This window comes from Cupriavidus pauculus (genome assembly GCF_008801835.1).
Taxonomy (GTDB): domain Bacteria; phylum Pseudomonadota; class Gammaproteobacteria; order Burkholderiales; family Burkholderiaceae; genus Cupriavidus; species Cupriavidus pauculus.
This window is the reverse complement of the sequence record NZ_VZOW01000015.1, coordinates 24,821-51,811: the sequence shown is the minus strand read 5'-3', so window position 1 is coordinate 51,811 and position 26,991 is coordinate 24,821. Positions and strand designations below refer to the sequence as shown.

The following is a 26,991-nucleotide window of genomic DNA, read 5'->3' as shown; positions in this document are numbered from 1 at the left end:
TGTTTTTGTTAACTGACTGTTTTCCCCTACAGGAGCATCGCTATGGCTTCAGCGTTCGGAGCACGCCTGCGACGCTTACGCGAGGCGAAGAAATTGACCTTGCAACAGGTCGCCGACGCGGTCGGCTGTACCAAGGCGTACATATGGGAACTGGAGATGAAGGACGGCCAGCGCCCTTCTGCCGAGCGAATTCAGGCGATAGCCAAGGTGCTGGGCGTGACGATGGAGGATGTGATGGGGGAGCCCGTCGATCAGGTTCCCCAAGCCAGTCCAGAAGATGTGGCTTTCTTCCGCGAGTACGCTGGAATGACGGACGAGGAGAAGGATCGCTACCGTCAGGCCCTCAAAATCATGTTCCCTGACAAGAGCTAAGGCGGTCTGACAATTGAGCGTATCCCAGCCCCTCACCGGTTCCATCGCGGCCAGCACCGTCTTGAGATGGTTGCGGGCCTGGCACGCCGACGGCATGCCAGATGCCGTGGATCTGGAAGTCGTCCGGAAAATGCTTCCAGAGACGCCTTACGGCAAAGGGGTGCGGGAGATCAAGGCCCCGATGGTGCTGGACATCAATAGCTGCGAAGGCATGCTGGTGCGCAACCCACAGGACACCGCAGAGTGGGGCATCTTCTATAACGGCAAGGCAAACCCCGAGCGCCAGCGTTTCACCATCGCTCACGAACTGGGCCACTTCATCCTTCACCGTGATCAGCGGCAAAGTTTCAACTGCGACAAGGAAAGCGTGTACTCCGGCGCGGACACTATCCGTGTCATCGAACGTGAGGCGGACGACTTTGCCAGCAACCTGCTGATGCCTGGCGACTTGCTGCGCGAGTGGATCTCAAACCAGCGCATCGACTTGCATGTCCTGAGCGCCCTTGCCAAACGGTTCCAGGTGTCGTTCGAGGCGCTGTGTATTCGGTTCATCAAATTCACCACGCAGCGAGCAATCCTTGTCTATTGGGACAACGGTTTCGTGAAGTACGAATGGCGCAGCAGCAGCGCGGTCAAGACGCGCGCCCGCATTCGGCGCACTGACGATCCGCAGGAACCATTACCCGGCACCCTGGCTGCTGATTCCACCGTTGAGCAGGAGTGGGATGGCACGGAGATGTCTGCCGCGATCTGGTGCCCGGAGGAGGCACCACACATGAAGTTGCGCGAGTTCAAGCACAGCTACACCACAGGAGATCGCGTCCTGACCCTTCTGCTACTGGAAAGTGCTGAACCACGGTCATGGGATCGGTCTTGGCAAGACGGCGAGAGCTTTGACAGCTTCGATCAGTTCGTCTCGAACGGGCAATTGCCAGTACGGTGAGTCCCTCGATGACAGGCTTGCCGATCCAACCCATAGATGAAGAACTGCAGACCTTGCAACGCGAGGTGCAGCGAATGCTGGGTCGTTGTCTCTTGCGTCTGCAGCAGTACGAGCAACTGATGAAGGCCATCGTGGCCCACCACGAAATCTCCGCGTCAGGATCACCCCTCGAATCAAACCAGGCGGAGCGCATTGCGGATGCCGCAAACAAGACTCTGGGTACGTTGGTTGGCACGCTGCTCGGAACGTATGTCACCAGCGGCGACCAAGACGAGGTCGCCGAACCAGATGCGCCCGACAACATCATCTCGTTCAAGATGAAGATGAGCTTGCGGATGTCTGCTGCGGATTTCGATACGACGCAAAACGATCTGAAGGAACTGGTTCTGTTGCGGAACAACCTGGTGCACCACTTTATCGACCAGCACGACCTTTGGAGTCTGGACGGATGCCGTGGTGCGCAAGAGTCCTTGGTGGCGGCCTACAGTCGCGTCGATCAACACTTTGAGCAACTGCGAGGCTGGGCGGAGCACATGGATCAGGCCCGTCGTCTGGCGGCGGAGTTTGCCCAGTCCGATGCCTTCCGCGATCTGGTGATCAACGGCATAGCGCCGGATGGCTCGGTGGATTGGCCCGCAGCCGGAATTGTTCGCGCATTGCATGAGGCAGCAGATCAGTTGGCTGTCGACGAGTGGACGCCGGTCACTACTGCTGGACGATGGATTGCAGAAAGGCACCCCGATCAACTGCCCGCCAAGTATGGGTGCAGCAGTTGGCGGCAGGTCGTGCACGAATCCCGCCTTTTCGAGCTTCGGTATCGCGAAGTGAATGGCCAGCGAGCGGCTTGGTACCGGCCCAAAAAGACATAGTGCAAGACCCGCGCACTCCCGCTAAATCACGTTACGCGAAGTGCCCTTGGTTTCTAGCATGAGCAGCGTTTTCCATCGGAACGCTTGCCATGACAGAAATCGAACCTATCTCCATTTGCAAATCACCTGAACGGCCACGGCACGGGCATCAAGAAATCGCTGATCTCTTGGCTGCCGCGCTGCTGCGCCTTCGTGTCCGCCAATCGCGCGACATCCCCCAAAACAGCGAGCAAGTTTGCCTTGGCTTCCCCGGCCAACAGCGCGTGAATGCGAACCCCGATCACAACAACGGAGTTCGCCCATGACAGCACACGCAACCTCACCAACGCCCGCCTCAGTCGCCGCCCGCGTCGCGGCTATTCCCCATCTTTCGATGGATGATCTTTGGGCTCTCTGGGACGACCATTTCGATGAACGGCCGAATCACCACCATCGGGTCTGGCTGGAAAGTCGCCTGGCCTACCGGATGCAAGAGCGTGCGTTTGGTGGTTTGAAACCGTCACTGCGCAAGAAGCTCGAGGAGGTTGGCGAAACCGGCATCTTGCCCAAGCAACTGCGCGGCGATAGCCAACGCCTACTGCCCGGTACCGTCCTGACACGCATCTACGACGACATTGAACATCGTGTGCTGGTGCGCGGATCGAATGACTTCGAGTACCAGGGGCAACGCTTCAAGAGCTTGTCCGCTGTGGCCAAACGCATCACAGGCAGCCATTGGTCAGGCCCGGTGTTCTTTGGTTTGAAGGCACCAGCTTCGAAGAAGGGGGCAGCATGAGCTTAGCGCGTCGAAACCAGATTCCCGCAGTCACGCCAAAGAAGCGCTGCGCCGTCTACACCCGCAAGTCCTCTGACGAAGGCCTCGATCAGGAATACAACAGCCTCGAGGCACAGCGTGATGCAGGCTTGGCCTTTATTGCAAGCCAACGGCATGAAGGCTGGATAGCCGTCGACGACGGATACGACGACGGCGGCTACTCGGGCGGCAACATGGAACGGCCCGGGTTGCGCCGCCTGATGATCGACATCGAGGCGGGGAAGATCGATACCGTGGTCGTCTACAAAATCGACCGCCTCACGCGCAGCCTGCCGGACTTCGCAAAGCTGGTCGAGGTTTTCGACCGCAACGGCGTCTCCTTTGTCGCGGTCACGCAGCAGTTCAACACCACCACATCGATGGGGCGATTGACGCTCAACATCCTTTTGTCATTCGCGCAGTTCGAACGCGAAGTCACCGGCGAACGCATCCGCGACAAGATCGCCGCCAGCAAGGCCAAAGGCATGTGGATGGGCGGAGTCCCGCCCCTCGGATACGACGTGGTCGAACGCAAGCTCGTTATCAACGACCTTGAAGCTGCGCTGGTACGTGACATCTTCCGCCGCTACGCCGAGCATGGCTCGGCTGCGCGACTCGTCCGCGAACTGGATATCGAAGGGCATACCACCAAGGCATGGGTCACCCAGTCCGGCCGGGAGCGATTGGGGCGCAGCATCGATCAGCAGTACCTCTTTACCTTGCTGCGTAACCGCATTTACCTCGGTGAAATCTGCAATCACGAGACGTGGTACTCGGGCCAGCACGACCCCATCATTTCTCAAGAATTGTGGGACGCGGCACACGCCTTCATTGAGAGGCGAAAGCAGGCACCGCGCGAACACCGAGCCAAGCATCCGGCACTGCTGGCGGGACTTCTGTTCGCTCCGGATGGCCAACGCATGTTGCACTCCTTCGTCAAGAAGAAAAATGGTCGGCAGTACCGCTACTACGTGCCTTACCTGCACAAGCGGCGCAACGCAGGTGCCAGCCTGGCTCCGCATACGCCGGACGTGGGCCACCTGCCAGCCGCCGAGATCGAAGATGCCGTGTTGGCGCAAATCCATGCTGCGCTCTCATCGCCGCAAATGCTGATCGCAGTGTGGAGATCCTGCCAGCAGCATCCGGCGGGGTCGACGCTGGACGAGGCACAGGTGGTGGTCGCCATGCAGCGCATCGGTGACGTGTGGTCGCAACTGTTCCCCGCCGAGCAGCAACGGATCACACGGCTGTTGATCGAACGCGTGCAACTACACGGGCACGGCCTGGATATCGTTTGGCGGGAGGACGGTTGGATCGGATTCGGTGCGGACATCAGCACGCATCCCTTGATCGAAGAGTCCCAAGAGCGTGTCGAGGAGGCTTTGGCATGAAAACCACGACCCACCAGCGCCAGCGCGCCGTCCGCATCGAGATTGGAGCCGAGGCGCGCAGTTATGTCAGCGAGGGGCAGCGGGTCACCTTGGTGCCCCTGACGATCAAGCGCCGCCAGAACCGGAAGCTGCTGATACCGCCAGCCCCCGAGATCGCGGACCGAATCGGCGGCTTCGATGTGCCGATGATCAAAACGCTGGGCAAGGCCTTCTACTGGAAGCGCTTGATCGACGATGGCACCTACTCCACGACAACGGACTTGGCGCACGCCTTCAAAGTGGAACCGGGCTGGGCTGCCGAGGTCTTGCGTATGACCATGTTGGCCCCCGATATCGTGGAGGCGATATTCGAAGGACGTCAGCCACGCCACCTGAATCTGCACACATTGCGTGGCCGCCAAGAGCAACTGCCGCGCGATTGGGCTGCGCAGCGTCGATTGCTCGGTTTCTCCGACGCCTGATCTGCTTCCAGACACATCCGATGACGGCGAGCCATGTGCTCGCCGTTTGCTTTTCTGCACTGGGTCATTGGCGAACCTGGAGTTCCGTCGTGGTTCGCCATTGCGTCCCTTAAAGGTTCGCCACCCGAAGTTTGGAATGACACCTGTTACTCAACAACGTCACAGGAGCATTCCATGCAGACACCAACCAGCGGTATCCCCCGGTCGCCACAGCAGGCGATCAACACCATGTCACCCGGTGATCGCCGCGTGCTCAACGAAAACGAGCTCGCGCAACGCTGGGGCGTTAGCCCCAAGACTTTGCAACGCTGGCGCAGTGAGGGTCGCGGTCCACGCTACCTGAAGCTGTCCAAGCGTGTCGGCTACCCGGTCGACGCGATCCTCGAGTTTGAGCGCGAAGCGCTGCACGACTCGACATCCGAACGCGCGGCCGTTTGAGGAGAGATGCGATGAATGACATCACCATCTTCCCTGCCGACATCGCCGAGATGTCGGTCAGCCAACTGGCCGCATTGCCGCCCGCGCAGAAACACGAGATCGACAAGAACCTCGATGCAGCCATCGACTGGCTGAAGAAGGCGCGCACCAAGTTCGATGCGGCACTGGATCAGTGCTACGGCGAGCAGGCACGCACCGCGCTGCGCGAGTCCGGCCGTGACTTCGGCACCGCACACATCAGCGATGGCCCGCTGCACCTGAAGTTCGAGCTACCCAAGAAGGTCAGCTGGGATCAGAAGCAACTGGCTGAGATCGCTGAACGCATCGTCGCCTCAGGCGAGAAGGTCGAGGGTTACCTCGACATCAAGTTGTCCGTCTCCGAATCCCGCTTCACGAACTGGCCGCCTGCTTTGCAACAGCAGTTCGCCGCCGCTCGCACTGTGGATTCCGGCAAGCCGTCTTTCACCCTTTCTATCGATTCGGAGTAATGACCATGAGCACCAATCTCATCGCCTCGCTGCGTCAACAGCTGCCGTCCATCTACGGCGAACACCTCCCTGACGAAATCCGGTATCGCCGCGCGGACGGTCAGTACGTCGTTGTCCCGCTCGATGTCGCCACTGTGGACGAGCTGGCTTTTGCCATCCAGACAGCCAACGCGGAATCGCTGGCGCTCGGTCGCCGCCGCACCGCGCTGGAAGAACTCCACACCGAGGTGCGCAAACGTGCCGCGCGTGGAGTCGACCGTATCGCCGACGTGTCGTGGGAGGGCTGATCATGAGCGCAATCATTCCCTTCCAGTTCGAAGCGCACGCCGTGCGCGTCCAGGTCGATGAACTCGGGCTGCCGTGGTTCAACGCCACCGATGTCTGCGACGCCCTGGAGATGGGCAATCCGTCTCAGGCGATCAAGTCCCACGTCGATGCCGAGGATCTCCAGAAATTGGAGACCCTTACGGCGGGTGGCCGTCAACGCCAAAACCACGTCAACGAGTCGGGGCTTTACGCCCTGATCCTCGGTAGCACCAAGGATGCCGCCAAGCGCTTCAAGCGCTGGATCACCGGTGAAGTGCTGCCTGCAATCCGCAAGACAGGCGCGTACTCCGCCGCCACCACGATGGCTGCCTTGCCCGCGCCGACCCAAGATCGCGTCACCGCCATCCTGCTGATCGGCGAAGCGGTCGCCAAGGTACCGGGCGTCAAGACCGGCATTGCAATGGCTGCCACGTTGACCTGCATTCAGGAAAACACCGGCCTGACCACGGAAGTGCTACGACGCGCTTTGCCTGCCGCCAACGAGCCGATCTGCTCGCTCAACGCCACACAGCTCGGCAAATTACTGAGTCGCTCAGCCAAGGCCACGAACCAGTTGCTGGCATCCGGCGGCCTTCAGTTCCGCAACGACCGGGACGAGTGGGAACTGACCGAGGCCGGTGAAGCATGGGCCGAAGCCATGCCGTACTCGCGCAACGGCCACAGCGGCTACCAGATCCTCTGGAATCCGGCGGTCGCGGAACAACTGAAGGAGGTGGCGTGATGTCTCTCCCGATCATTTCCGCGCAGCAGCGCTTGGCCGAGCGCAAGGGTGTGAAGTTGCTGATGCTGGGCAAATCCGGCATCGGCAAGACCACCCGGCTCAAAGACCTCGACCCTGCCACCACCTTGTTCCTCGATATCGAGGCGGGCGATCTCGCCGTGGCCGACTGGCCAGGCGACACCATCCGCCCGGCCTCGTGGCCGGAAAGCCGCGACTTTTTCGTGTTCCTCGCGGGCCCGGACAAGTCACTGCCGCCGGAGAGCGCGTTCTCGCAGGCGCATTACGACCACGTCATCGAGAAATTTGGCAGCCCGACGCAGCTCGACCGCTACCAGACCTTCTTTCTCGACTCGATCACGCAACTGTCCAGGCAGTGCTTCGCATGGTGCAAGACGCAACCCGGTGCCACCAGCGACCGTAGCGGCAAACCCGATCTGCGCGCCGCCTATGGCCTGCTTGGCCAGGAAATGATCGGCGCACTGACTCATCTGCAGCACGCACGCGGCAAGAACGTGGTGTTCGTCGCCATCCTCGACGAACGTCTCGATGACTACAACCGCAAGGTGTTCGTGCCGCAGATCGAAGGCAGCAAAACCAGCCTGGAGCTGCCCGGCATCGTCGACGAGGTCGTGACGCTGGCCGAGATCAAGGCCGAGGACGGCAGTACATACCGCGCCTTCGTCACGCACACCGTCAATCCCTACGGTTTCCCGGCCAAAGACCGCAGCGGTCGCCTCGACCTGCTGGAGCCGCCGCATCTCAGTGCACTGATCGCCAAGTGCGCAGGCCAGTCGCCATTGCCCATGCCCGGCAGCACCGGCACCCCCACTACAGCAAACACCACCGAATCTAAGGAGTAATCGCCATGTCTTCCAACTATTTTGACTTCCAAGATGCCGATCCTCAACAGTCGGGCTTTGACCTGATCCCCAAGGGGGCTGTCGTGCCAGTGCGCATGACCATCAAGCCCGGTGGTTATGACGATCCGGAACAAAGCTGGGGCGGCGGCTACGCCACCGAGTCCTTCGAAACCGGCTCTGTCTACCTCGCCGCCGAGTTTGTCGTCACGGCGGGCGACCATGCCAAGCGCAAGATGTGGAGCAACATCGGCCTGCACTCCAAGAAGGGGCCGACCTGGGGTCAGATGGGGCGCAGTTTTATCCGCGCCGCGCTCAACAGCGCCCGCAACGTTCATCCCCAGGACAACAGCCCGCAGGCCGCCGCCGCGCGCCGCATCCAGGGTTTTCATGAACTGGATGGCCTGGAGTTTCTGGCGCGCGTGGACATTGAGAAGGATGGCAAGGGCCAAGACCGGAACGTGGTCAAGATCGCGGTCGAGCCTGATCACCCCGACTACGCAAAACTGATGGGCGTGCCGCCCAAGGCTCCGGGCAGTGGACATTCCGGCGCTCCGGCGCAGGCGGCTGCGCCTGCATATCAGGCACCGGCTCCACAACGCGCACCGGTGACCGGCAAGCCGTCGTGGGCACAGTGAGGGAGGCCGATGAAATGCTGGGTCTGCAAACGACAGGCCCGGGGATTCGGCCACACCGACAACCGTCACGGTGTCGGCCATCCCCGGCGCTATCCCATCGACTGGGTGTTCTGCTCACAACGCTGCCAAAACGCGTTTCATACGCTGTACGGCAACTGGCTGCGGGTCAAGGAAGGTCGCGTCGACAGTACGGAGGTCGCCATGATCGATCCATCTGATGTCGAACTAGCCGCGATGAAGAAGTGCCTCAAGGCCTTCGGCGAGGCTGCGGGCGAGATTGGCTTCACCAAGCCGCTGGGCGACTACTCCGAAGCCGAGGCGCTGCAAGTGATCGACGCCATCGTCACTTGCTACACCGAGGCAATGGTCGCGCACCACGAGGCGAGCAGGTACCCACCGGTACGCGGCATGACGCCTGCGCCCGACCCTCTGGCCAACCCGTTCGCGGATCTGGAGGACGACCTGCCCTGGGAAGAGCCGAAGGGGAAGAAGCCATGATCGACTTCAACTCCTCATCGAGCATCTCGGGTCAGGTCACCACCCTGGTGGACACGGGCCTGCAACAGGCTCGCGCCCGCCAGTCCGAGCGCCAGTACCTCGGGGCCTCACGTCTCGGCGTGGCCTGCGAGCGAGCGCTGCAGTTCGAGTACGCCAAGGCACCCATCGACCACGGGCGTGACACCCCGGGCCGAATGCTGCGGATCTTCGAACGCGGTCACGTCATGGAGGACTGCATGGTCGCGTGGCTCCGGGGCGCGGGCTTTGACCTGCGCACCCGCAAGGCCGACGGCGAGCAGTTCGGTTTCTCGGTGGCCGATGGCCGCCTGCAGGGCCACATCGACGGCGTCATCGTCGGCGGCCCCGAGGGCTTCGCCTATCCCGCGCTCTGGGAATGTAAGTGTCTCGGCAACAAGTCCTGGAGCGATCTGGACAAGAAGGGCCTGACTCTCTCCAAGCCCGTCTACGCCGCGCAAGTGGCGATCTACCAAGCCTATCTCGAACTGCACGAGCACCCGGCGATCTTCACGGCACTCAACGCCGACACGATGGAGATCTACACCGAGCTCGTGCCCTTTGACGCAGCACTGGCCCAACGCATGTCGGATCGGGCGGTCAAGGTCATCACGGCGACCGAGGCGGGAGAGCTCCTGCCGCGCGTCTTCCATGACTCGACCCACTTTGAATGCCGGATGTGCGCGTGGCAAGACCGCTGCTGGAGGACACAAGCATGAATACCTCGAATTTGAATCACGTACTGGGCGAGCAGCTGATCGACGTGCGCCAGGCTGCACTGATGTTCAATCTGCCGTCGTATTGGCTCTCTCAAGCCAAGGAGCGAAAGGAGCGTCGCATTCCGCATTACCGTGTCGGCAAACTGGTTCGCTTCAAACCCAACGAGCTGGAAGCCTGGATCGCTGCGCAGCAGACGTCACACGAGGGTGGTGCCGATGCTTGATTTCAATGACACATCACCACCGGGAGAAACGGGCCGGCGCAACGTCAATGACAGCGAGCGGGACGAGATTCGCACTGAACTGATCGCACGCATGGAATCAGTCCTGACCACGATGTTTCCGGCAGGAAAGAAGCGTCGTGGCAAGTTTCTGATCGGGGACATCCTAGGCAGCCCGGGCGACAGCCTCGAGGTGGTACTCGAAGGCGACAAGGCTGGTCTCTGGACGGATCGTGCCACGGGCGATGGCGGTGACATCTTTGCTTTGATCGCCGCCTACCTCGGGGCCAACGTCCACACCGACTTTCCCCGGGTGCTCGACGAGGCTGCTGATCTGCTCGGTCGTTCGCGATCAGTGCCGGTACGCCGCGCCAAGAAGGAAGCTCCGGTTGATGATCTCGGCCCGGCCACGGCCAAGTGGGACTACTTCGATACCACCGGCAAACTGATTGCGGTCGTGTACCGATACGACCCACCCGGGCGCAAGAAGGAGTTCCGGCCGTGGGATGCCAAGCGGCGCAAGATGACTCCGCCCGATCCGCGCCCGCTGTACAACCAGCCGGGGCTGGCTGCCGCTGGTCACGTTGTGCTGGTCGAGGGCGAGAAGTGTGCGCAGGCCCTGATCGCCATCGGCGTGGTGGCAACCACGGCCATGCATGGCGCAAACGCTCCCGTCGATAAGACCGACTGGTCGCCGCTGGCGGGCAAATCCGTGCTGATCTGGCCTGACCGGGACGCGCCAGGCTGGGATTACGCTGACCGTGCATCGCAAGCAATCCTTAACGCGGGTGCGACCACGGTCGCCATCCTAGTGCCTCCCGATGACAAGCCGGAGGGCTGGGATGCGGCTGACGCCATTCCAGACGGCTTCGATGTGGGAGGCTTCCTCGCCGTCGGCGAGCGGATGCCGGTGATGCGCTCGGTCGAGGAGACGCCACCACCGGATCTGCTGACTGGTGTCGACTGGGCTACGGAGGACGGCTTGTCCTCGGCCTTCACACGCCGCTATGGCGAGGACTGGCGCTACTGCGCGCTTTGGGGCAAATGGCTGGTCTGGACCGGCGTGCGCTGGAATCCGGATCAGGTGCTCTACGTGTCTCATCTGGCACGCGGTATCTGCCGGATGGCGTCACTCAAGGCGGACAGCCCTCGGCTCAAAGGCAAGCTGGCCAGCTCCGCCACGATTTCGTCCGTCGAGAAAATCGCACGCTCCGATCCCAAGCACGCGTCTACCGCCGAGGAGTGGGATGCCGACGTCTGGGCGCTCAACACACCAGGCGGTGTGGTTGATCTGCGCACGGGCCGCATGCGACCGCACCGGCGCGATGATCGGATGACCAAGGTGACCACGGCCACACCGCAGGGCGACAGTCCGACGTGGCGCACATTCCTGGCCGACGTCACAGGCGGTGACGCTGAACTGATTGCCTACCTGCAACTGATGGTTGGCTACTGCCTGACGGGCGTGACCAGCGAGCACGCGCTGTTCTTCCTGTACGGGACCGGCGCGAACGGCAAGTCGGTGTTCGTCAACGTCCTGACCACCATCTTGGGCGACTACGCGGCCAACGCGCCGATGGACACCTTCATGGAGGCGCGCACCGACCGGCATCCGACCGATTTGGCGGGCCTGCGCGGTGCCCGCTTTGTGTCCTCCATCGAAACCGAACAGGGTCGGCGCTGGAACGAATCCAAGGTCAAGGCCATCACCGGTGGCGACAAGGTGTCTGCGCGTTTCATGCGCCAGGACTTCTTCGAGTACGTGCCGCAGTTCAAGTTGGTTATCGCAGGCAACCACAAGCCATCGATCCGCAACGTGGATGAGGCGATGAAGCGGCGACTGCACCTGATCCCGTTCACGGTGACGATCCCGCCCGAACGACGTGACGGCAGGCTGACCGAAAAACTGCTCAAGGAGCGGGACGGCATTCTGGCGTGGGCAGTCGAGGGCTGCAGCTTTTGGCAACGCCAAGGACTGAAGCCACCCGCCAGTGTGGTGTCGGCGACCGAGGAGTATTTCGAGGCTGAGGACGCGCTCGGGCAGTGGATCGAAGAGCGTTGCTTACTGGCCAAGACCCACCGCGAAGGCGTTTCCGAATTGTTCGCCGACTGGCGTGAATGGGCTGAGCGCGCGGGTGAGTACGTGGGCTCGGTCAAGCGCTTTTCCGAACTGATGGCCGCCCGCAAGTTCGAGAAGTGTCGGCTGACCGGGGGCGCACGTGGGATCACGGGCATAGCCCTCAGGCCCAAGCCGTACAGCCATGGCTACCCCTATCGAGATGACTGAGCAATCCGGGCGAGTGACGGATTTGACGGGTTTCCTGATTGACGCGCTACGCGTGCGCGCACGTAAAGGCTGTTTTCCAAAGAACCCGTCGCATCCGTCACTCGCCCCCCGAACTGGAGTACGACGATGAACACGACAATCTTGGCCCTTGATCTGGGCACACACACCGGGTGGGCTTTGCAGCACCTGGACGGCACTATCACCAGCGGCACGGAGCACTTCAAGCCGCAGCGATTTGAAGGAGGCGGCATGCGTTTCCTCCGTTTCAAGCGCTGGCTCAACGAATTGCTCTCGGCCAGCAACCACATCAACGCGGTGTTCTTCGAGGAGGTTCGACGGCACGCTGGCGTTGATGCGGCGCACGCCTACGGTGGCTTCATGGGACACCTGACCGCGTGGTGTGAGCATCACAACATCCCTTACCAGGGTGTTCCAGTCGGCACGATCAAGAAGCACGCGACCGGCAAGGGCAATGCGGGCAAGGACGACATGATCGCGTCCGTCCGCCTGCGTGGTCACACCCCAGTCGACGACAACGAAGCCGACGCACTGGCCTTGCTGCACTGGGCTGTCGAGACGCAGGAGGTGTGACATGAAGGTGCCGACACCCCAATACCGCTGCCCCCTCGGTCGTCTGCAGCCTCAGGCCACGGATCTGGATGCGATCAAGGAACGTGGCTGGCGTGACCAACACATCCTGGTGGTCAACGCATCCGACGAACGTCTGGACTTCATCGAGCGCGAAATCGTGCGACGCATCGGTGACCGGCTCTACGGAGGGCGACGCAATGACTAAGTGGACTATCGAGGACGTTGCTGCTCGGTTTGAAGAGGCCGCAAGCACCAGTCGACGGTTGCCTCCTGTTCGAGTGCAGGGCTACTTCAACTGCTGGCCCGCCATTGTCCGAAGCGAATGGGAGACCTTTGCAGCGGACGAGAGGGTGTACCGATCCTTTCCGCCGAGTCCAGAGGCAATTGAACGAATGCTGGAGGCTATGCGCTGGGTGCAGTGGCTCACCATCGAGCAACGTCATCTCGTATGGATGCGCGCGAAGCGCTATGGCTGGCGGGACATCACGATCCGCTTTGCCTGCGACCGCACGACGGCATGGCGGCATTGGCGGCGGGCATTGCAGACGGTCGCAGATCAACTTAATGGTGTGGTGGTTGCGTAGGGTTTTGGCGTGATTTGGCGCGTATGGTCGGGGATGTGCGCCATCACGCGGCAATCAGCGGTTTTTGCCCCTGCAACAAAACGACCTGATCTTGCGTAGTATTCATTTATCGTCTGGACAGAGGTGACGGCAGAGGAAGCAGCCCAGAAATCAACGGGTCCTTCCTGGCCAAAAACCAATGCGGGGGGCGCGAGCGCGGCGCTTTTTTAGCGTCAGGGTGCGAACCAAGGTTCGCACGGTTCGCAGTTCGCACCCCGTCAGTTCGCACCAACCCCAAAAACCCGCCCACGGTTGTCGTCGGCGGGTTTTCTATTTTCAGGACACCCTCTTTGAATACGCTCAACGTCGAGTACCGCAAGGTCGAGGCGCTGATTCCCTACGCCCGCAATCCGCGCACACATTCCGATGCGCAGATCACCAAGATCGCCGCCAGCATCGTCGAATATGGCTGGACGAACCCGGTACTGGTTGATGGCGACAACGGCATCATCGCGGGCCACGGTCGTTTGGCTGCTGCACGCAAGCTGGGGCTGGATCAGGTGCCGGTGATCGAACTGGCCCATCTCACCACCGCGCAAAAGCGCGCCTTGGTCATCGCCGACAACCGGCTGGCGCTTGACGCTGGCTGGGATGAGGAGATGTTGGCGCTCGAACTGGCGGAGCTTTCCGAAGCGGGTTTCGAACTGGCGCTGACCGGCTTCGAGAACATCGAGATCGATGCGCTGCTGGCAGATGCCCCGTCGACTGAAGGTGAACCGGCGGCGCAGGATGGTGCAAACGCCGATGAACTCGATACGACCGATGACGTACCTGACACGCCAGTGGTGGCGGTGTCGCGCGAGGGAGATGTCTGGGCCATCGGCTCGCACCGCTTGATCTGTGGCGACGCCACCGACCCAGCCGTGGTCGCCACGCTGATGCAGGGTGACACCGCGCAGCTTTGCTTCACCTCGCCGCCGTATGGCAACCAGCGCAACTACACCTCCGGCGGCATTGTCGATTGGGATGCACTGATGCGCGGTGTGTTCGCACATCTGCCGATAACGGACGCCGGACAGGTGTTGGTCAATCTTGGGCTGATCCACCGCGACAACGAAGTCATCCCCTATTGGGACGGCTGGCTGTCCTGGATGCGTCAGCAAGGGTGGCGGCGCTTCGCGTGGTACGTCTGGGATCAGGGGCCAGGCATGCCCGGCGACTGGCAGGGCCGATTAGCTCCCAGCTTCGAGTTTGTTTTCCACTTCAATCGCAGCACCCGCAAACCCAACAAGATCGTGCCTTGCAAGCACGCAGGCCAGGAATCGCACCTGCGCGCTGACGGGTCGTCCACAGCGATGCGTGGTAAGGATGGCGAGGTCGGCGGCTGGACGCACAAGGGTCAGCCGACGCAGGACACCCGCATCCCCGATTCGGTGATTCGCGTGATGCGCCACAAGGGCAAGATCGGGCAGGACATTGATCACCCGGCCGTGTTCCCGGTGGCATTGCCGGAGTTTGCGATCAAGGCTTACACCGATTCGGGTGACGTCGTGTTCGAGCCCTTCGGTGGCAGTGGCACGACGATGCTGGCCGCGCAACGCACTGGCCGGATCTGCCGCAGTGTGGAAGTTGCACCGGAGTACGTGGACGTGGCCATCAAGCGCTTTCAGCAAAACCACCCCGGCGTGCCGGTCACGCTCATCGCAGGCTTTGGAATCAAATCGGGCCAGTCCTTCGACGACGTGGCCACAGAACGGCTGGCGACCTCGGAGGTCGAACAATGAGCGCGTCCTGGTTGGCAGACAAGATCGAGCAGTGGCCTACAGCCAAACTGCTGCCCTATGCCCGCAATGCGCGGACGCACTCGGATGACCAGGTGGCGCAGATCGCTGCATCGATTGCCGAGTTTGGCTTCACCAATCCGATCCTTGCGGGCAGTGACGGCGTCATCGTCGCTGGGCATGGCCGCTTGGCCGCTGCGCAGAAACTCGGGCTGGAAATCGTGCCCGTGGTCGTACTGGATCACCTGAGCCCGACCCAGCGCCGCGCCTTGGTCATCGCAGACAACCGCATCGCGGAGAACGCTGGTTGGGATGACGCGATGTTGCGGATCGAACTTGAGGCTTTGCAGCTGAAAGGTTTCGATCTGGACATCACAGGCTTCGACGCCGACGCGCTGGCCGAACTGATCGCGGGCGACGAGCCGGACAACGAGGGGCAGACCGATGAGGACGCGGTACCGGAGGTTGGCGAAATTCCAATATCGCGCCCGGGCGATGTCTGGATCATGGGCCAGCACCGACTGCTGTGCGGTGACTCGACCGTGGCAGAGAGCTATGCCCGGCTGATGCGAGGCGACATGGCAGACATGGTCTTCACCGACCCGCCGTACAACGTGAACTATGCCAACAGCGCCAAGGACAAGATGCGCGGCAAGGACCGCGCGATCCTCAACGACAACTTGGGCGATGGCTTCTACGACTTCCTGTTGGCAGCATTGACGCCCACCGTGGCGAACTGCCGGGGCGGCATCTATGTGGCGATGTCATCCAGCGAGCTGGATGTGCTGCAGGCCGCCTTTCGCGCCGCCGGTGGCAAGTGGTCGACGTTCATCATCTGGGCCAAGAACACCTTCACGCTGGGCCGTGCCGACTACCAGCGCCAGTACGAACCGATCTTGTACGGATGGCCCGAGGGTGCGCAACGCCACTGGTGTGGTGACCGCGATCAGGGCGATGTGTGGGCGATCAAGAAGCCGCAGAAGAACGATCTGCATCCGACGATGAAGCCGGTGGAGCTGGTCGAGCGAGCCATCCGCAATTCGAGCCGCCCGGGTAACGTGGTGCTCGATCCGTTCGGTGGTTCTGGCACAACGCTGATTGCGGCCGAAAAGTCAGGTCGCGTCGCGCGGCTGATCGAACTCGATCCGAAGTACGTGGATGTGATCGTGCGCCGGTGGGAGGACTTCACCGGCCAGACGGCCATCCGCGAGGCAGCAGACCAGGAAGTGTGCGCCAGTTGAATGGCTGGCCGGGCTGCCTGGCATCTTCTTCCTCGGCGATGCGCCGGAGGATGGGTATCCGCAATCTGCGGTTTATGCCTAAACTGCTTGCTGCGGTGCACCAAGGTGGTTTCCATTCCTTGCTCACCAAAAAATAGGTGAGCGGCTCAGATCGACCCAGAGTGGCCTTTCGCCTTTGGTCAGTAGCGCGACTGAAAGCAGCCGCCCAACGCAGAGTTAGGCATCATTCGGTTGACGGCGTCAGCGCTCCGGCAAGCTCCTCGACGGCTGCGGTAGCTTGGCTGCACAACGCGGCGAATTGTTCTGAGTACGTAGACGGCTTCTCGTCCCGATTTAGGATCTTGTGATCAGCATCGACTCGGAGCGCAGATACCTTACGAAGGACCTCCGACAGACTGCCAGGTAGCTTGAACTGCTGCTCAAGCAACGCCAGCAGCTGGCTGCTGCTGAGGGGGCGCTTTGACTGATGATGCACAAAGTCGGATGCAGACAACCCCAACCTATTTTGGAGAATGTCCTTCATGGTCGCCTGAGAGAGTGCGTCGGGGCCAATGATCTTGTAGAGCTCGCTAGCGCAGTCGCAGAAGGACTTGTACGTTTGCTCAACTGGCGCGCGAAGGTGAACGTTCTCGAGTCGAGTGAAAAGCGCGCCGGGCGACACGATCGAGTTCAGAGATCGCATTGCGGCGATCAAATCGGCGATGGGGTCAGGGTACTCGACCCAAGATCCATCGTAGGTTCTGCCGAGAAAGGCCTGGAAGTTGGGATCGCTGGACTCCAAGTCTGGCTTTACCAGTTCATGGGAGTGCCAGTACCTTTGCTCCAACACTCCCATGTCAGCAAGATCCTTGCAGATCGCAGTGACTGCAATTCTTCCGTCTCGAAGTCGGCATTTGCCATACCTGACATACAGATAACGATCGTCAACATCTTCCCCACGTGCGTTGATCTCTCCGCCGGCGAGACTGTCACTAATGTCGTACAGCTCCGGATGATCAAAGTAGCGAGATAGAACCTCCTCGGAGAAGAAGATGAGTTCAATCTGCTGAGTACCGAGGTGCAGTCTTACAACGTACTCGGTTAGGTTTTGTGCCGGTAGTTCAGAAGCGTAGAAGGCCCGACGCAGCGCGCCCCTGGAGGGGAAGAAGATGTGGGTCGTGAATGGCCTCTGGGTAAAGCCACCACTAGGGTTGGCGGGGTCGAAGCTCAGCGCGACCAGCTTTACGTCACGATTTAGGGTGCCATAGCCCAGATGCGCAAGCTCCTCAACCGCTGCCAGTGCTTGCTCATGTGACACCGAGAGCTTCTCAGCAATGGTGCTCGCGCTGGCGCCGCCGTGGTTGGCGAACCATTCGGCGAGCCCTTCATCAAGAACAAGTGTTTGGAAGTCAGTGAGGGACATGCGGAATTGTGGTCTAGTACGTTTAATGAGCTAGGACGATCACTCACGATCACCATAGCACCTGACCACTTAGCGGTCGCTGACCAGCGTCCACTCCTGGCCGATAGCAGACGTCTATATTTGGCATAGATAGCACAACTTATTTCCCTCACAGGCACCCGCGACCATGTCACAAAAATGACATCAACGAGTCATCAGGGTGTCATATCACGACATTACCATCGCTGCAATTCAGATTCGTAATCAGGTCATCATTTTTGATTACGAATTCAAATCTGCCGGAGGTGTCATGATCGAACTACAGAATGTCTCAGTCAGTTATGGTGATGCGATTGCACTGTATCCCACCACTCTCAAACTCCATCAGGGACAGTTCACCGTATTGCTCGGATCTTCCGGCGCTGGAAAATCCACGCTACTTCGCTGTATTAACTCGCTGCATGCGTCGCAGCGCGGCACCACCATTGTCGCCGGCTTAGGAAATTTGGCGAACTCGCGTGCATTGCGCATGCATCGCCGACAGACTGGCATGGTGTTTCAACAGCATCAATTGATTGGCCGACTGACGGCTTTGCAAAACGTTTCGATGGGCCGAATGGGCTACCACACGGCATTACGCAGTCTATTCCCCCTCCCGGCGAAGGATCAATCCATATGCCTGCAAAGTCTGGACCGAGTCGGCTTATTGCACAAAGCCTTAAGCCGTGTCGACGCATTGAGCGGCGGCCAGCAGCAACGCATCGGTATTGCCCGGGCTCTGGCTCAGCAACCTAAACTGGTGTTGGCTGATGAACCGGTAGCCAGCCTCGATCCTGCTACTGCAGAGCGAGTGCTAAGTCTGCTGCACCGCATTTGTAAAGAGGACGGGATTTCGGCGGTCGTCAGCCTGCATCAGGTAGACCTCGCTCAACGTTATGCCGACCGTATTATTGGCCTGTCCCATGGCCGAGTCATTTTTGATGCCGCCCCGCAGACTTTGGATCAAGCCAGTTACGACACGCTGTATGAACAAGTACCCCGTTCTTCTTTGAGCGTTCCACAAGACGCTCGAGAGGAACGGCTTATCGATACTTCATTTCCCATGCAACTTGCTACCGTAAAGGATTGATTATGAAAAAACTCGCATCCGCATTAATGTCTGTCTTGCTTGCCGCCGTCTGCAGCATTGGCCATGCATCATCCAATCCCGATCCAGAAACGCTCAAAGTTGCGCTGCTGCCGGACGAAAACGCATCGACCGTAATTAAAAACAACAAGCCGCTCGAAATCTATCTGGAAAAAGAGCTGGGAAAGAAAATTGAGCTGGTGGTTACCACTGATTATTCGTCAATGATCGAAGCCATGCGTCACGGCCGTATCGACATGGCATATTTTGGCCCCTTGTCGTATGTGCTGGCTAAGCAAAAGAGCGACATCGAGCCATTCGCAGCGATGAAGCAAAAGGGTAGCACTACCTACCAGTCCGTATTGATCGCCAATACTGGCGCCGGCATCGCCAAAATCAGTGATATCGTCAACAAGAATGTCGCTTACGGTGATAAGGCATCCACCTCCAGCCATTTGATTCCGAAGTCGATATTGGCGGAAAACGGTTTGAAAGCCGGCGAAAACTATCGCGAACACTTTGCCGGTGCGCATGACGCGGTGGCCATGGCCGTGCAAAACGGTCACGCGCAGGCTGGCGGCTTGAGTAAGCCGATTTTTGAATCCCTGGTTCAGCGCGGACTGGTCGATCCCAACAAAGTAAAAGTTCTTGCCGAATCGAAGCCATATCCGCAATACCCGTGGACCATGCGCAGCAATCTGAAGCCGGAACTGAAGGAAAAGATCCGTGCAGCCTTCTTGAATCTCAAAGATCCGGAAGTCCTGAAACCTTTCAAAGCCGATGGTTTCGGCCCGATCAGCGACAAAGACTATGACGTGGTGCGCAGCCTTGGCACACTGCTCAAGCTCGATCTGTCGAAGTTCTAAGTGAGCGACAGCATGCAAGCTGATTTTGGTTTGATTCTGGCCGAGCGCCAGCGCGTATGGAACCGCACGATACTGCAGTTTGCCGTTGTGCTGGCGATTGTGATCGGTTGCTGGTATTACGTCGGCCTATTTGATGCCGAGCGATTGAAGGATGGCATGCCAAGCCTGGTAAAAATTGCCGGCGAGATGTTCCCACCGAACTTCTCGCAGGCTGGCACCTGGGTCAAACCGGTACTGGATACCTTGGCCATGAGTATCGCCGGCACGGCAATCGCGGTATTGCTATCCATTCCCTTAGGAGTGCTCGCCGCGCGGAATACTAGCCCTCATCCACTCGTGTATCAAGCCACACGCGGCCTGTTAAACGCTTTGCGATCGATACCCGAACTGATCATGGGCATCCTGTTCGTGGCAGCCGTTGGCTTCGGCGCATTGCCGGGTGTTTTAGCCCTAGGCTTACATTCGGTTGGCATGATCGCCAAATTTTTTTCGGAATCGATCGAACATGCCGATCCGGCACCGGTAGAAGCCGCGCATGCAGCGGGCTGCACGCCATTGCAGGTGATTTTTCATGGGATCTTTCCCCAAGTGCTTCCGCAAATGGCCGATACCGCGATCTATCGATGGGAATACAACTTCCGTGCTTCGACCGTGATGGGCATGGTCGGCGCCGGTGGAATCGGGTTCGAGCTGATGGGCTCTCTGCGCATCATGCAATACCAGGATGTCTCGGCTATTTTGCTGGTTATTTTAGGCATGGTTACCCTCGTCGACGCCTTCAGCTCCTTCCTGCGTCGCAAGTTCAAATAACTCCCAAAGCTTACAAAGGTTTTTATGAAGCCCAAAGTCGTCCTCACCCACTGGGTGCACCCGGAAATCATCGAATTGTTGTCCGCTAGCGCCGATGTTATCCCCAACACCACACGGGAAACCTTGCCGCGTTCTGAGGTAATTGCGCGAGCCAAAGATGCGGATGCACTCATGGCTTTCATGCCGGACAGCATCGACAGCGCGTTTCTCGAGGAATGTCCAAAGCTGCGTGTCATCGGCGCCGCGCTTAAAGGCTATGATAACTTCGATGTCAACGCCTGCACACGCCACGGTGTATGGCTTACGATTGTGCCGGATTTGCTTACGATCCCGACCGCTGAACTGACTATCGGCCTTCTTCTCGGTTTGACAAGGCATATGCTGGAAGGCGATAGGCAAATCCGTAGCGGACACTTCCAAGGCTGGCGGCCGACACTATATGGCTCTGGTTTGACAGGAAAAACGCTTGGCATCATTGGTATGGGGGCGGTCGGCCGTGCAATCGCCCAGCGCTTGGCTGGCTTTGAAATGAATCTCTTGTATTGCGATCCGATTCCGCTCAATGCCGAACAAGAAAAGGCTTGGCACGTACAGCGCGTCACGCTCGATGAACTGCTCGAAAAATGTGATTATGTCGTGCCGATGGTTCCGATGGCCGCAGAGACACTGCATCTGATCGATGCCACCGCGTTGGCCAAGATGAAAACCGGTAGCTACCTGATCAATGCATGTCGCGGCTCGGTCGTGGATGAGAATGCGGTGATAGCAGCACTGGCGTCTGGAAAACTAGCTGGATATGCAGCCGATGTCTTCGAGATGGAAGAATGGATACGCGCTGATCGCCCGCAGGCTATCCCCAAGGCGCTGCTCGACAATACGGCACAAACGTTTTTTACGCCGCATTTGGGATCGGCGGTCAAGGAAGTTCGGCTTGAAATCGAGCGGCAGGCAGCGATGAACATCATCCAGGCACTCGCTGGTGAAAAACCGATGGGCGCGATTAATCTGCCGTATCCGGGAGTAAAGGCGGCGTGATAGATCTGGAGCGTGTGGCGACGTTCATTGCCGTCGTCAAATGCGGGGGCTTTCGCGAAGCGGCGAAGCAAACTGGATTGTCCCAGCCAACAGTAACGCAGCATATCAAGCGGCTGGAGCAGTCTTTGCAGGCCCGGCTGATTGACCGCGCAACAATGCCGCAAAGCCTGACATTGGAGGGAAAGATTTTTTTCCCCTATGCGGAACAATTGCTCCGTACTAGCCATAAGGCTACGGCAGCCCTCCACAATAAAAGCCTGGTCGTTGGTGCAAGCTCCAATATCGGCATTTATCTTTTACAACCCTATATCAAGGCGCTCCAAGATAAATTAGCAAACAAGATCGATGTGAGGATCGGCAAAAATATCGAGATTGCCGCTTTGCTGGAAACGCTTGAAGTGGATGTAGCGGTAATGGAGTGGTGGGACTCACGTCCTGGGTTCGTCTCAACAGTATGGCGGCGCGAGAGGATGGTTGTCATTGTTCGCCCCGGCCATCCTTGGGCTGCCGAGTCGACCATTCCACTTAAGTGGTTAAAATCCCAGAACTTGCTTGGAGGCGAAGCGGCTACCGGAACTGGGCGCCTACTACAACAATATGCCGGTGCCGACTCGGCAGAGTTCACAGTGGGTATGCAGTTAGGTAGCACCGAGGCGGTCAAACACGCGGTCCACGCAGGGCTAGGAATCTCGCTTGTGATGGAAAGCGCGGTCAAGCATGAACAGGCAAGCGGATGGTTACATGCAATTCCGATTGAAGAAGATGTTTACAAAGATCTTTATCTCGTACATCGCTCAGAAACTTCGTTAAGCGGTCCGGTGGCAAGCCTTGCAGATTTGATTCTCCATTCTCCGGATTTAGGCTCAATAGAATATAAATAGCAAAACGAATGTCTGCTTCTGGCCGAACGCAGTCATTTGGAGCAGGCAATACTACTAGGCCGTTTCGATACAGCATTGCAAAAGCACGAATCAATCGCAGATTACGGATAACCGCGCTGAGATCTCAGGGCAGTGCAATGCACATTACCAGCACAGCCTGCTCGATGGAGATGTCTGGACGCCGGTTGGCAGTCAGCCAACGCAGTGCCTGCTCCCGTTCGGTGGCGGGCGTTTTCATCAGGCAGCCAGCTCTTCGCAGATTTCGCAGTGGATCACAAAGCCTGTCAGGTAAGGCAGGCCGCGCGGGATGCCGTACTGCTTGCTGGTCTGGCGGCCAATCGTCCAGCCCATCCAACGTTGGGTGGCGGCCTTGATCGCATCCTGCAAGGCTTGGCCTTGGTACAAGCCGTTCTGGACGTCGTCGGCAAAGTGGCGTCCGTGACGGCTGTCGAGGAAGGTCCGCACCGATTCGAGGGGCTGGTGGGTGGCGTCCGAAATGGCGTTCATGGCCAGGGGCCATGCGGCGCTGGCGTGTTCGTTCATCGTGCCCCAAAAACCCCAGGCTTCGTTCTGGGTGGTGGGGATCTGGTTGGTGGTCAAGGTGTCTTCTCCGGGTTGATCGTTGCGACACCTGTAGTAACGCGCTGTTCGATTGAGAAGCCAAGCTGTTCCTGGCCTCTTTCTCGATCAATTTCGCTTACCCGAGACGGGCTACGTAGCGGGCGTAATCACCGCCCTCGGGATTGACGTAGAGGTAAGGGCGTCCGGGAGCAGTGACCTCGACGCAGAGGTAGCCGTCGCCAGTGCCGCCACCCTTGCCACGCAGCCAGTCGCGTGACACCAGCAGGCTGCGCCCAAAGGCGTCGAATTCGGCAGGGGTGAGCTCCTTGGTCTCGGTGACGTAGACATTGTGCTGGTCGCTCCCGCCCGGTTCGCCGAGGTCGGCAGGTTTGCGTGCAAACGGTAGGCGGATGCTCAACTCTTCGACCTGGAGGCTTTGGCCTGCGAACTGCAGAGTGCGTGGGGTGCGTTCGATGGTGATGGTCATGGTGCTCATGGCGGTTTTCCTGGTTTGGCGTCGTCAATCACGACATCTGTATGAACGCGCTGGTGGGGAGAGAAGCCAAGCTATTCATGGCTCCTCTCGCCATCTTTTTGGCTTCGCCGAAACTCGCTGTGCTCGTTTTCAGGCGATGCGGTAGATCCGCTCGCCACCCTTCGGCTTGTCCGAGACGATGTTCAGGCCGAGCTTTTTCTTGAAGGCTCCGGCGAAGGTGCCGCGCACCGTGTGCGCCTGCCAACCGGTGGCGGTGCAGATCTGGCCGATGGTTGCGCCCTCGGGGCGTTGCAGCATCCGGATCACTTCGGCCTGCTTGCTGTTCTCGCGGGTGCGCGGCTTGACCCACGTTGCTTCGGCGGCGGTAACAAAGGCTTCCAGTTCGGGATCGCTTACGGCCGCAGGCGCGCCTTCAGCGTTGGCGATGATCCGGTCGAGATTGGCTTCGAACTGACCGATGCCCTTCCTGTTCACGTCGGGACGCGGAATGCCCAGGGCGTCGTAGCCCTCCGCAGCGACAAACCAGTTGGTGCCGTCGGTTGTGATTAGTGCGCGGTTGAAAAGTCCGTCGAGCACCTTCTTGCGTGCGCCGCCTTTGATGTTGTCGGGGAACCAGTCGATCTTGCCGCTGGTGTGTTCAACCGCGTGGGCCAGGATCGCGTGCTGGGCAGGGGTCAGTTGAGTGGTGGTCATGTTTTGCTCCTTCGATGTGGTGGACGGTGATGTGATGAACGCGCTGTTCTCAAGTGAAGCCAAGCGCTTTTTGCTTGGCTTCTTCGCTTCGCAATCAGGTGTTGGCCTTGTCTGGCGGGTTGGCATTGCGCCCCTGCTCGAGACCCGCGTTGAAGGCGGCTTCAAGCGCATCGCGTAGGCACCAGACCGCCACATCGTGGAAATCGAGGCTGTCTGAGCGGCGGGTTTCCAGGGTTTCGATGCCCAGCTTGTTTTGCGCGATCTGGGTCAGGAGTTGTTCGAGCTTGCTCATGTCCGTGTCCTTTCATGGTGTTGATGACGAACGTATGAACGCGCTGTTCCAGATGGAAGCCAAGCTCAATTCGCATGAATGACGAACAAATGATTGAAGGTGCCCCGAAGGGGAAATATGGGTATTTCGATTCGTGCCTACGCACGCCACCGAGGGGTGTCCGATGCAGCGGTGCGCAAGGCCATCGCTGCTGGGCGGATCACGCCGGAGGCAGACGGAACGATTGATGCCGAGCGCGTCGACCGCGAGTGGGCGCGCAATTCCGATGCACCGCGCAATGGCACGGCCACCCGCGCGGTCAAGGTCGCCGTCCAGGAATCCAGCGGGGCCACAGGAGACGGGCAAGCAGCCTCATTGGCAACATCCGCAGCAGGTGGCACGTCCTTGTTGCAAGCGCGGACGGTCAACGAAGTGGTCAAGGCGCAAACCAACAAGGTGCGTCTGGCCCGACTCAAGGGCGAGCTGGTGGATCGGCCGCAGGCCATCGCCCATGTCTTCAAGCTGGCGCGCTCCGAACGCGATGCGTGGCTCAACTGGCCCGCACGCATCTCGGCACAAATGGCAGCCAAGCTCGGCGTCGATCCCCACACGATGCACATCGCCTTGGAGGCGGCGGTGCGTGAGCACCTGCAGGAACTGGGCGAGATGCGCCCGAGGGTGGATTGATGGACATGGATTACGAAGGCGCGGCAGAAATCGAACGCGCGTGGCGCGAAGGGCTGACTCCAGACCCGCTGCTCACCGTGTCCGAATGGTCAGATCGCCACCGGATGCTCTCCAGTAAGGCATCTGCCGAACCGGGGCGCTGGCGCACCAGCCGCACGCCGTACCTGAAAGCAATCATGGATTGCCTGTCGCCGACCTCCCCGGTCGAGCGCGTCGTGTTCATGAAAGCCGCCCAGCTTGGCGCGACGGAGATGGGATCGAACTGGATCGGCTACGTGATCCACCACGCGCCGGGCCCGATGATGGCGGTGTGGCCAACAGTAGAGATGGCCAAGCGCAACTCCAAGCAGCGGATTGATCCGCTGATCGAAGAGTCATCGGCATTGGCCGAACTGATTGCACCGGCGCGCAGCCGGGATTCCGGCAACACCATCCTGGCCAAGGAGTTCCGGGGTGGCGTGCTGGTGATGACTGGGGCCAACAGCGCGGTCGGACTGCGCTCGATGCCGGTGCGGTATCTGTTTCTCGACGAGGTCGACGGCTATCCGTTGGACGTTGAGGGTGAAGGGGATGCGATCTCGCTGGCCGAGGCGCGTACACGCACCTTCGCGCGGCGCAAGATCTTCATCGTCTCGACGCCGACGATCTCAGGGGCATCGGCTATCGAGCGCGAGTACGAGGCCAGTGACCAACGTCGCTACTTTGTGCCGTGTCCGCATTGCTCCCACCGTCAGTGGCTGCGTTTCGAGCAGCTGCGTTGGGACAGAGGGCAACCGGAGACCGCCGCCTACATCTGCGAGTCATGTGACACCGCGATTGCCGAGCACCACAAGACGTGGATGCTGGAGCACGGCGAGTGGCGCGCGATGATCACCGATGGCGCGGGTAAGACGGCAGGCTTCCACCTGTCGTCGCTGTACAGCCCGGTGGGCTGGCGTTCGTGGCGAGAGATCGCCGCTGCGTGGGAGGCCGCCGTCAGTAAAGAGTCGGGATCGGCCGCCGCCATCAAGACCTTCAAGAACACCGAGTTGGGTGAAACCTGGGTCGAGGAAGGCGAAGCGCCGGACTGGCAACGACTGGTCGAACGCCGCGAGGACTACCGCGTCGGCAGCGTGCCGCAAGGCGGTCTGCTCTTGGTCGGCGCGGCCGACGTGCAGAAAGATCGCATCGAGGCGTCGGTCTGGGCCTTTGGGCGCGGCAAGGAGTCCTGGCTGGTTGAGCACCGCGTGCTGATGGGTGACACCGCCCGCGACGCGGTATGGAAGCGCCTTGCTGAAATGCTGGCCGAAACCTGGACACACGCCTCCGGCGCGGCGATGCCGCTGGTGCGTTTTGCCTTGGATACCGGCTTTGCGACGCAGGAGGCCTACGCCTTTGTGCGGGCTTGCCGCGATTCGCGTGTGATGGCGGTCAAGGGGGTACCTCGTGGTGCAGCCTTGATCGGCACGCCGACCGCCATCGATGTCTCGCAGGGTGGAAAGAAGCTGCGCCGGGGCATCAAGGTGTACTCGGTGGCGGTCAGCATCGCCAAGCTCGAGTTCTACAACAACCTGCGCAAGAGCGCCGATGTTGGCGAGGACGGATTGACCACGGTGTTCCCGGCCGGGTTCGTCCATCTGCCCAAGATCGATGCTGAGTTCATCCAGCAACTCTGCGCGGAACAACTGATCACCCGCCGCGACCGCAACGGCTTCCCGGTGCGTGAGTGGCAAAAGATGCGTGAGCGCAATGAGGCGCTCGACTGCTACGTCTACGCCCGCGCGGCTGCATCGGCGGCGGGACTGGATCGCTTCGAGGAACGCCACTGGCGGGAACTGGAGCGACAACTGGGGCTGTCTAGTCCGCCAGCCCTTGAAACACCTACTGAATCGATCAACGAGGCCACCCAACGCGGTGGCCTCGCTGTTTCTGGCAACCGTAACACCGGTCGGCGCGTGATCAAAAGCCGCTGGCTGTCCTGACACATCAAG

Annotated in this window: 34 protein-coding genes; 29 read left to right on the top strand and 5 right to left on the bottom strand. The window is 59.9% G+C overall.

Annotated features, from left to right (window positions below):
* The first annotated feature begins 42 nt into the window (after positions 1-42).
* The 22 genes from F7R19_RS16555 (at position 43) to F7R19_RS16450 (ending at position 16,214) form a co-directional block, all read left to right on the top strand.
* Positions 43-372: a helix-turn-helix domain-containing protein gene (locus F7R19_RS16555; protein WP_062794267.1), complete on the top strand. Its 330-nt coding sequence runs from the start codon at positions 43-45 to the stop codon at positions 370-372.
* A 13-nt stretch (positions 373-385) separates the two neighbouring features.
* Positions 386-1,315: an ImmA/IrrE family metallo-endopeptidase gene (locus F7R19_RS16550; RefSeq protein WP_223505882.1), complete on the top strand. Its 930-nt coding sequence runs from the start codon at positions 386-388 to the stop codon at positions 1,313-1,315.
* 8 nt (positions 1,316-1,323) lie between these two features.
* The gene (locus F7R19_RS16545; RefSeq protein ID WP_150981280.1) at positions 1,324-2,184 is read left to right on the top strand and encodes an OST-HTH/LOTUS domain-containing protein; all 861 of its coding nucleotides are present in this window, start codon (positions 1,324-1,326) and stop codon (positions 2,182-2,184) included.
* Positions 2,185-2,273: 89 nt separating this feature from the next.
* Positions 2,274-2,489 carry a hypothetical protein gene (locus tag F7R19_RS16540; protein WP_150981279.1) on the top strand — a complete coding sequence of 72 codons (216 nt, stop codon included), beginning with the start codon at positions 2,274-2,276 and terminating at the stop codon, positions 2,487-2,489.
* Positions 2,486-2,959, top strand: coding sequence for a DUF2924 domain-containing protein (locus F7R19_RS16535; protein WP_055451266.1), 474 nt, complete (start codon positions 2,486-2,488; stop codon positions 2,957-2,959). Before F7R19_RS16540 ends, F7R19_RS16535 begins: the two co-directional genes overlap by 4 nt.
* Positions 2,956-4,368, top strand: coding sequence for a recombinase family protein (locus F7R19_RS16530; RefSeq protein WP_150981278.1), 1,413 nt, complete (start codon positions 2,956-2,958; stop codon positions 4,366-4,368). Before F7R19_RS16535 ends, F7R19_RS16530 begins: the two co-directional genes overlap by 4 nt.
* Positions 4,365-4,829, top strand: coding sequence for a hypothetical protein (locus F7R19_RS16525; RefSeq protein WP_150981277.1), 465 nt, complete (start codon positions 4,365-4,367; stop codon positions 4,827-4,829). The genes F7R19_RS16530 and F7R19_RS16525 overlap by 4 nt, the downstream gene beginning before the upstream one ends.
* Positions 4,830-5,003: 174 nt before the next feature.
* Positions 5,004-5,267: a helix-turn-helix transcriptional regulator gene (locus F7R19_RS16520; protein WP_020200569.1), complete on the top strand. Its 264-nt coding sequence runs from the start codon at positions 5,004-5,006 to the stop codon at positions 5,265-5,267.
* Positions 5,268-5,278: 11 nt separating this feature from the next.
* On the top strand, positions 5,279-5,755 hold the full coding sequence (locus F7R19_RS16515) for a hypothetical protein (RefSeq protein WP_020200568.1): 477 nt from the start codon (positions 5,279-5,281) through the stop codon (positions 5,753-5,755).
* A 5-nt stretch (positions 5,756-5,760) separates the two neighbouring features.
* A complete protein-coding gene (locus tag F7R19_RS16510; RefSeq protein WP_024958073.1) occupies positions 5,761-6,042 on the top strand; it encodes a hypothetical protein in 282 nt (93 codons plus the stop codon).
* Positions 6,043-6,044: 2 nt separating this feature from the next.
* A complete protein-coding gene (locus F7R19_RS16505; protein ID WP_029043087.1) occupies positions 6,045-6,803 on the top strand; it encodes a BRO-N domain-containing protein in 759 nt (252 codons plus the stop codon).
* The gene (locus F7R19_RS16500) at positions 6,803-7,663 is read left to right on the top strand and encodes an ATP-binding protein (protein WP_211922743.1); all 861 of its coding nucleotides are present in this window, start codon (positions 6,803-6,805) and stop codon (positions 7,661-7,663) included. The genes F7R19_RS16505 and F7R19_RS16500 overlap by 1 nt, the downstream gene beginning before the upstream one ends.
* 5 nt (positions 7,664-7,668) lie before the next feature.
* Positions 7,669-8,298, top strand: coding sequence for a hypothetical protein (locus F7R19_RS16495; RefSeq protein ID WP_150981275.1), 630 nt, complete (start codon positions 7,669-7,671; stop codon positions 8,296-8,298).
* Positions 8,299-8,307: 9 nt separating this feature from the next.
* Entirely contained in the window at positions 8,308-8,796 is a 489-nt protein-coding gene (locus tag F7R19_RS16490) for a DUF6511 domain-containing protein (RefSeq protein WP_150981274.1), read from the top strand.
* On the top strand, positions 8,793-9,530 hold the full coding sequence (locus tag F7R19_RS16485; protein WP_150981273.1) for a hypothetical protein: 738 nt from the start codon (positions 8,793-8,795) through the stop codon (positions 9,528-9,530). Before F7R19_RS16490 ends, F7R19_RS16485 begins: the two co-directional genes overlap by 4 nt.
* A complete protein-coding gene (locus F7R19_RS16480) occupies positions 9,527-9,754 on the top strand; it encodes a helix-turn-helix domain-containing protein (protein ID WP_020200561.1) in 228 nt (75 codons plus the stop codon). Before F7R19_RS16485 ends, F7R19_RS16480 begins: the two co-directional genes overlap by 4 nt.
* Positions 9,747-12,038 (top strand): phage/plasmid primase, P4 family, encoded by a 2,292-nt coding sequence (locus F7R19_RS16475; protein ID WP_150981272.1) that lies wholly within the window; start codon positions 9,747-9,749, stop codon positions 12,036-12,038. The genes F7R19_RS16480 and F7R19_RS16475 overlap by 8 nt, the downstream gene beginning before the upstream one ends.
* 126 nt (positions 12,039-12,164) lie before the next feature.
* Positions 12,165-12,629, top strand: a complete 465-nt coding sequence (locus F7R19_RS16470; RefSeq protein WP_020200559.1) for a crossover junction endodeoxyribonuclease RuvC — start codon at positions 12,165-12,167, stop codon at positions 12,627-12,629.
* A gap of 1 nt (position 12,630) precedes the next feature.
* Positions 12,631-12,834, top strand: coding sequence for a hypothetical protein (locus F7R19_RS16465; RefSeq protein WP_020200558.1), 204 nt, complete (start codon positions 12,631-12,633; stop codon positions 12,832-12,834).
* Complete coding sequence (locus F7R19_RS16460; RefSeq protein ID WP_029043084.1) at positions 12,827-13,213, top strand: DUF6362 family protein; 387 nt, start codon at positions 12,827-12,829, stop codon at positions 13,211-13,213. The genes F7R19_RS16465 and F7R19_RS16460 overlap by 8 nt, the downstream gene beginning before the upstream one ends.
* Positions 13,214-13,542: 329 nt before the next feature.
* Positions 13,543-14,976 (top strand): site-specific DNA-methyltransferase, encoded by a 1,434-nt coding sequence (locus F7R19_RS16455; RefSeq protein WP_020200556.1) that lies wholly within the window; start codon positions 13,543-13,545, stop codon positions 14,974-14,976.
* Positions 14,973-16,214, top strand: a complete 1,242-nt coding sequence (locus F7R19_RS16450) for a site-specific DNA-methyltransferase (protein ID WP_029043083.1) — start codon at positions 14,973-14,975, stop codon at positions 16,212-16,214. The genes F7R19_RS16455 and F7R19_RS16450 overlap by 4 nt, the downstream gene beginning before the upstream one ends.
* A gap of 223 nt (positions 16,215-16,437) precedes the next feature.
* On the opposite strand, the gene F7R19_RS16440 is transcribed toward F7R19_RS16450, so the two are convergent.
* Positions 16,438-17,616, bottom strand: a complete 1,179-nt coding sequence (locus tag F7R19_RS16440; protein ID WP_020200554.1) for a hypothetical protein — start codon at positions 17,614-17,616, stop codon at positions 16,438-16,440.
* Between the two features lie 289 nt (positions 17,617-17,905).
* Here F7R19_RS16440 and phnC point away from each other — a divergent pair, with 289 nt between their 5' ends.
* The 5 genes from phnC to F7R19_RS16415 are packed head-to-tail and all read left to right on the top strand — an operon-like array spanning position 17,906 to position 22,313.
* Positions 17,906-18,724 (top strand): phosphonate ABC transporter ATP-binding protein, encoded by an 819-nt coding sequence (phnC, locus tag F7R19_RS16435; RefSeq protein ID WP_020200553.1) that lies wholly within the window; start codon positions 17,906-17,908, stop codon positions 18,722-18,724.
* 2 nt (positions 18,725-18,726) lie between these two features.
* On the top strand, positions 18,727-19,587 hold the full coding sequence (gene phnD / locus F7R19_RS16430; RefSeq protein WP_004629229.1) for a phosphate/phosphite/phosphonate ABC transporter substrate-binding protein: 861 nt from the start codon (positions 18,727-18,729) through the stop codon (positions 19,585-19,587).
* 12 nt (positions 19,588-19,599) lie between these two features.
* Positions 19,600-20,397 (top strand): phosphonate ABC transporter, permease protein PhnE, encoded by a 798-nt coding sequence (gene phnE, locus F7R19_RS16425; protein ID WP_009238668.1) that lies wholly within the window; start codon positions 19,600-19,602, stop codon positions 20,395-20,397.
* 24 nt (positions 20,398-20,421) lie between these two features.
* Positions 20,422-21,432 carry a phosphonate dehydrogenase gene (locus tag F7R19_RS16420; protein WP_029043082.1) on the top strand — a complete coding sequence of 337 codons (1,011 nt, stop codon included), beginning with the start codon at positions 20,422-20,424 and terminating at the stop codon, positions 21,430-21,432.
* Positions 21,429-22,313, top strand: coding sequence for a LysR family transcriptional regulator (locus tag F7R19_RS16415; RefSeq protein ID WP_004629222.1), 885 nt, complete (start codon positions 21,429-21,431; stop codon positions 22,311-22,313). The genes F7R19_RS16420 and F7R19_RS16415 overlap by 4 nt, the downstream gene beginning before the upstream one ends.
* Positions 22,314-22,550: 237 nt before the next feature.
* Here F7R19_RS16415 and F7R19_RS16410 read toward each other — a convergent pair whose 3' ends face one another.
* The 4 genes from F7R19_RS16410 to F7R19_RS16395 form a co-directional block, all read right to left on the bottom strand.
* A complete protein-coding gene (locus F7R19_RS16410) occupies positions 22,551-22,913 on the bottom strand; it encodes a hypothetical protein (protein ID WP_020200549.1) in 363 nt (120 codons plus the stop codon).
* Positions 22,914-23,010: 97 nt separating this feature from the next.
* Complete coding sequence (locus F7R19_RS16405; RefSeq protein WP_020200548.1) at positions 23,011-23,370, bottom strand: hypothetical protein; 360 nt, start codon at positions 23,368-23,370, stop codon at positions 23,011-23,013.
* A gap of 129 nt (positions 23,371-23,499) precedes the next feature.
* Entirely contained in the window at positions 23,500-24,063 is a 564-nt protein-coding gene (locus tag F7R19_RS16400; RefSeq protein ID WP_150981371.1) for a DUF3489 domain-containing protein, read from the bottom strand.
* Between the two features lie 94 nt (positions 24,064-24,157).
* On the bottom strand, positions 24,158-24,355 hold the full coding sequence (locus tag F7R19_RS16395) for a DUF6900 domain-containing protein (protein ID WP_020200546.1): 198 nt from the start codon (positions 24,353-24,355) through the stop codon (positions 24,158-24,160).
* 117 nt (positions 24,356-24,472) lie between these two features.
* On the opposite strand from F7R19_RS16395, the gene F7R19_RS16390 reads away from it, so the two are divergent.
* Together F7R19_RS16390 and F7R19_RS16385 are read left to right on the top strand one after the other, a co-directional pair.
* On the top strand, positions 24,473-25,021 hold the full coding sequence (locus tag F7R19_RS16390; protein ID WP_029043081.1) for a hypothetical protein: 549 nt from the start codon (positions 24,473-24,475) through the stop codon (positions 25,019-25,021).
* Positions 25,021-26,982 (top strand): phage terminase large subunit family protein, encoded by a 1,962-nt coding sequence (locus F7R19_RS16385; protein WP_020200544.1) that lies wholly within the window; start codon positions 25,021-25,023, stop codon positions 26,980-26,982. The genes F7R19_RS16390 and F7R19_RS16385 overlap by 1 nt, the downstream gene beginning before the upstream one ends.
* Positions 26,983-26,991: the final 9 nt, after the last annotated feature.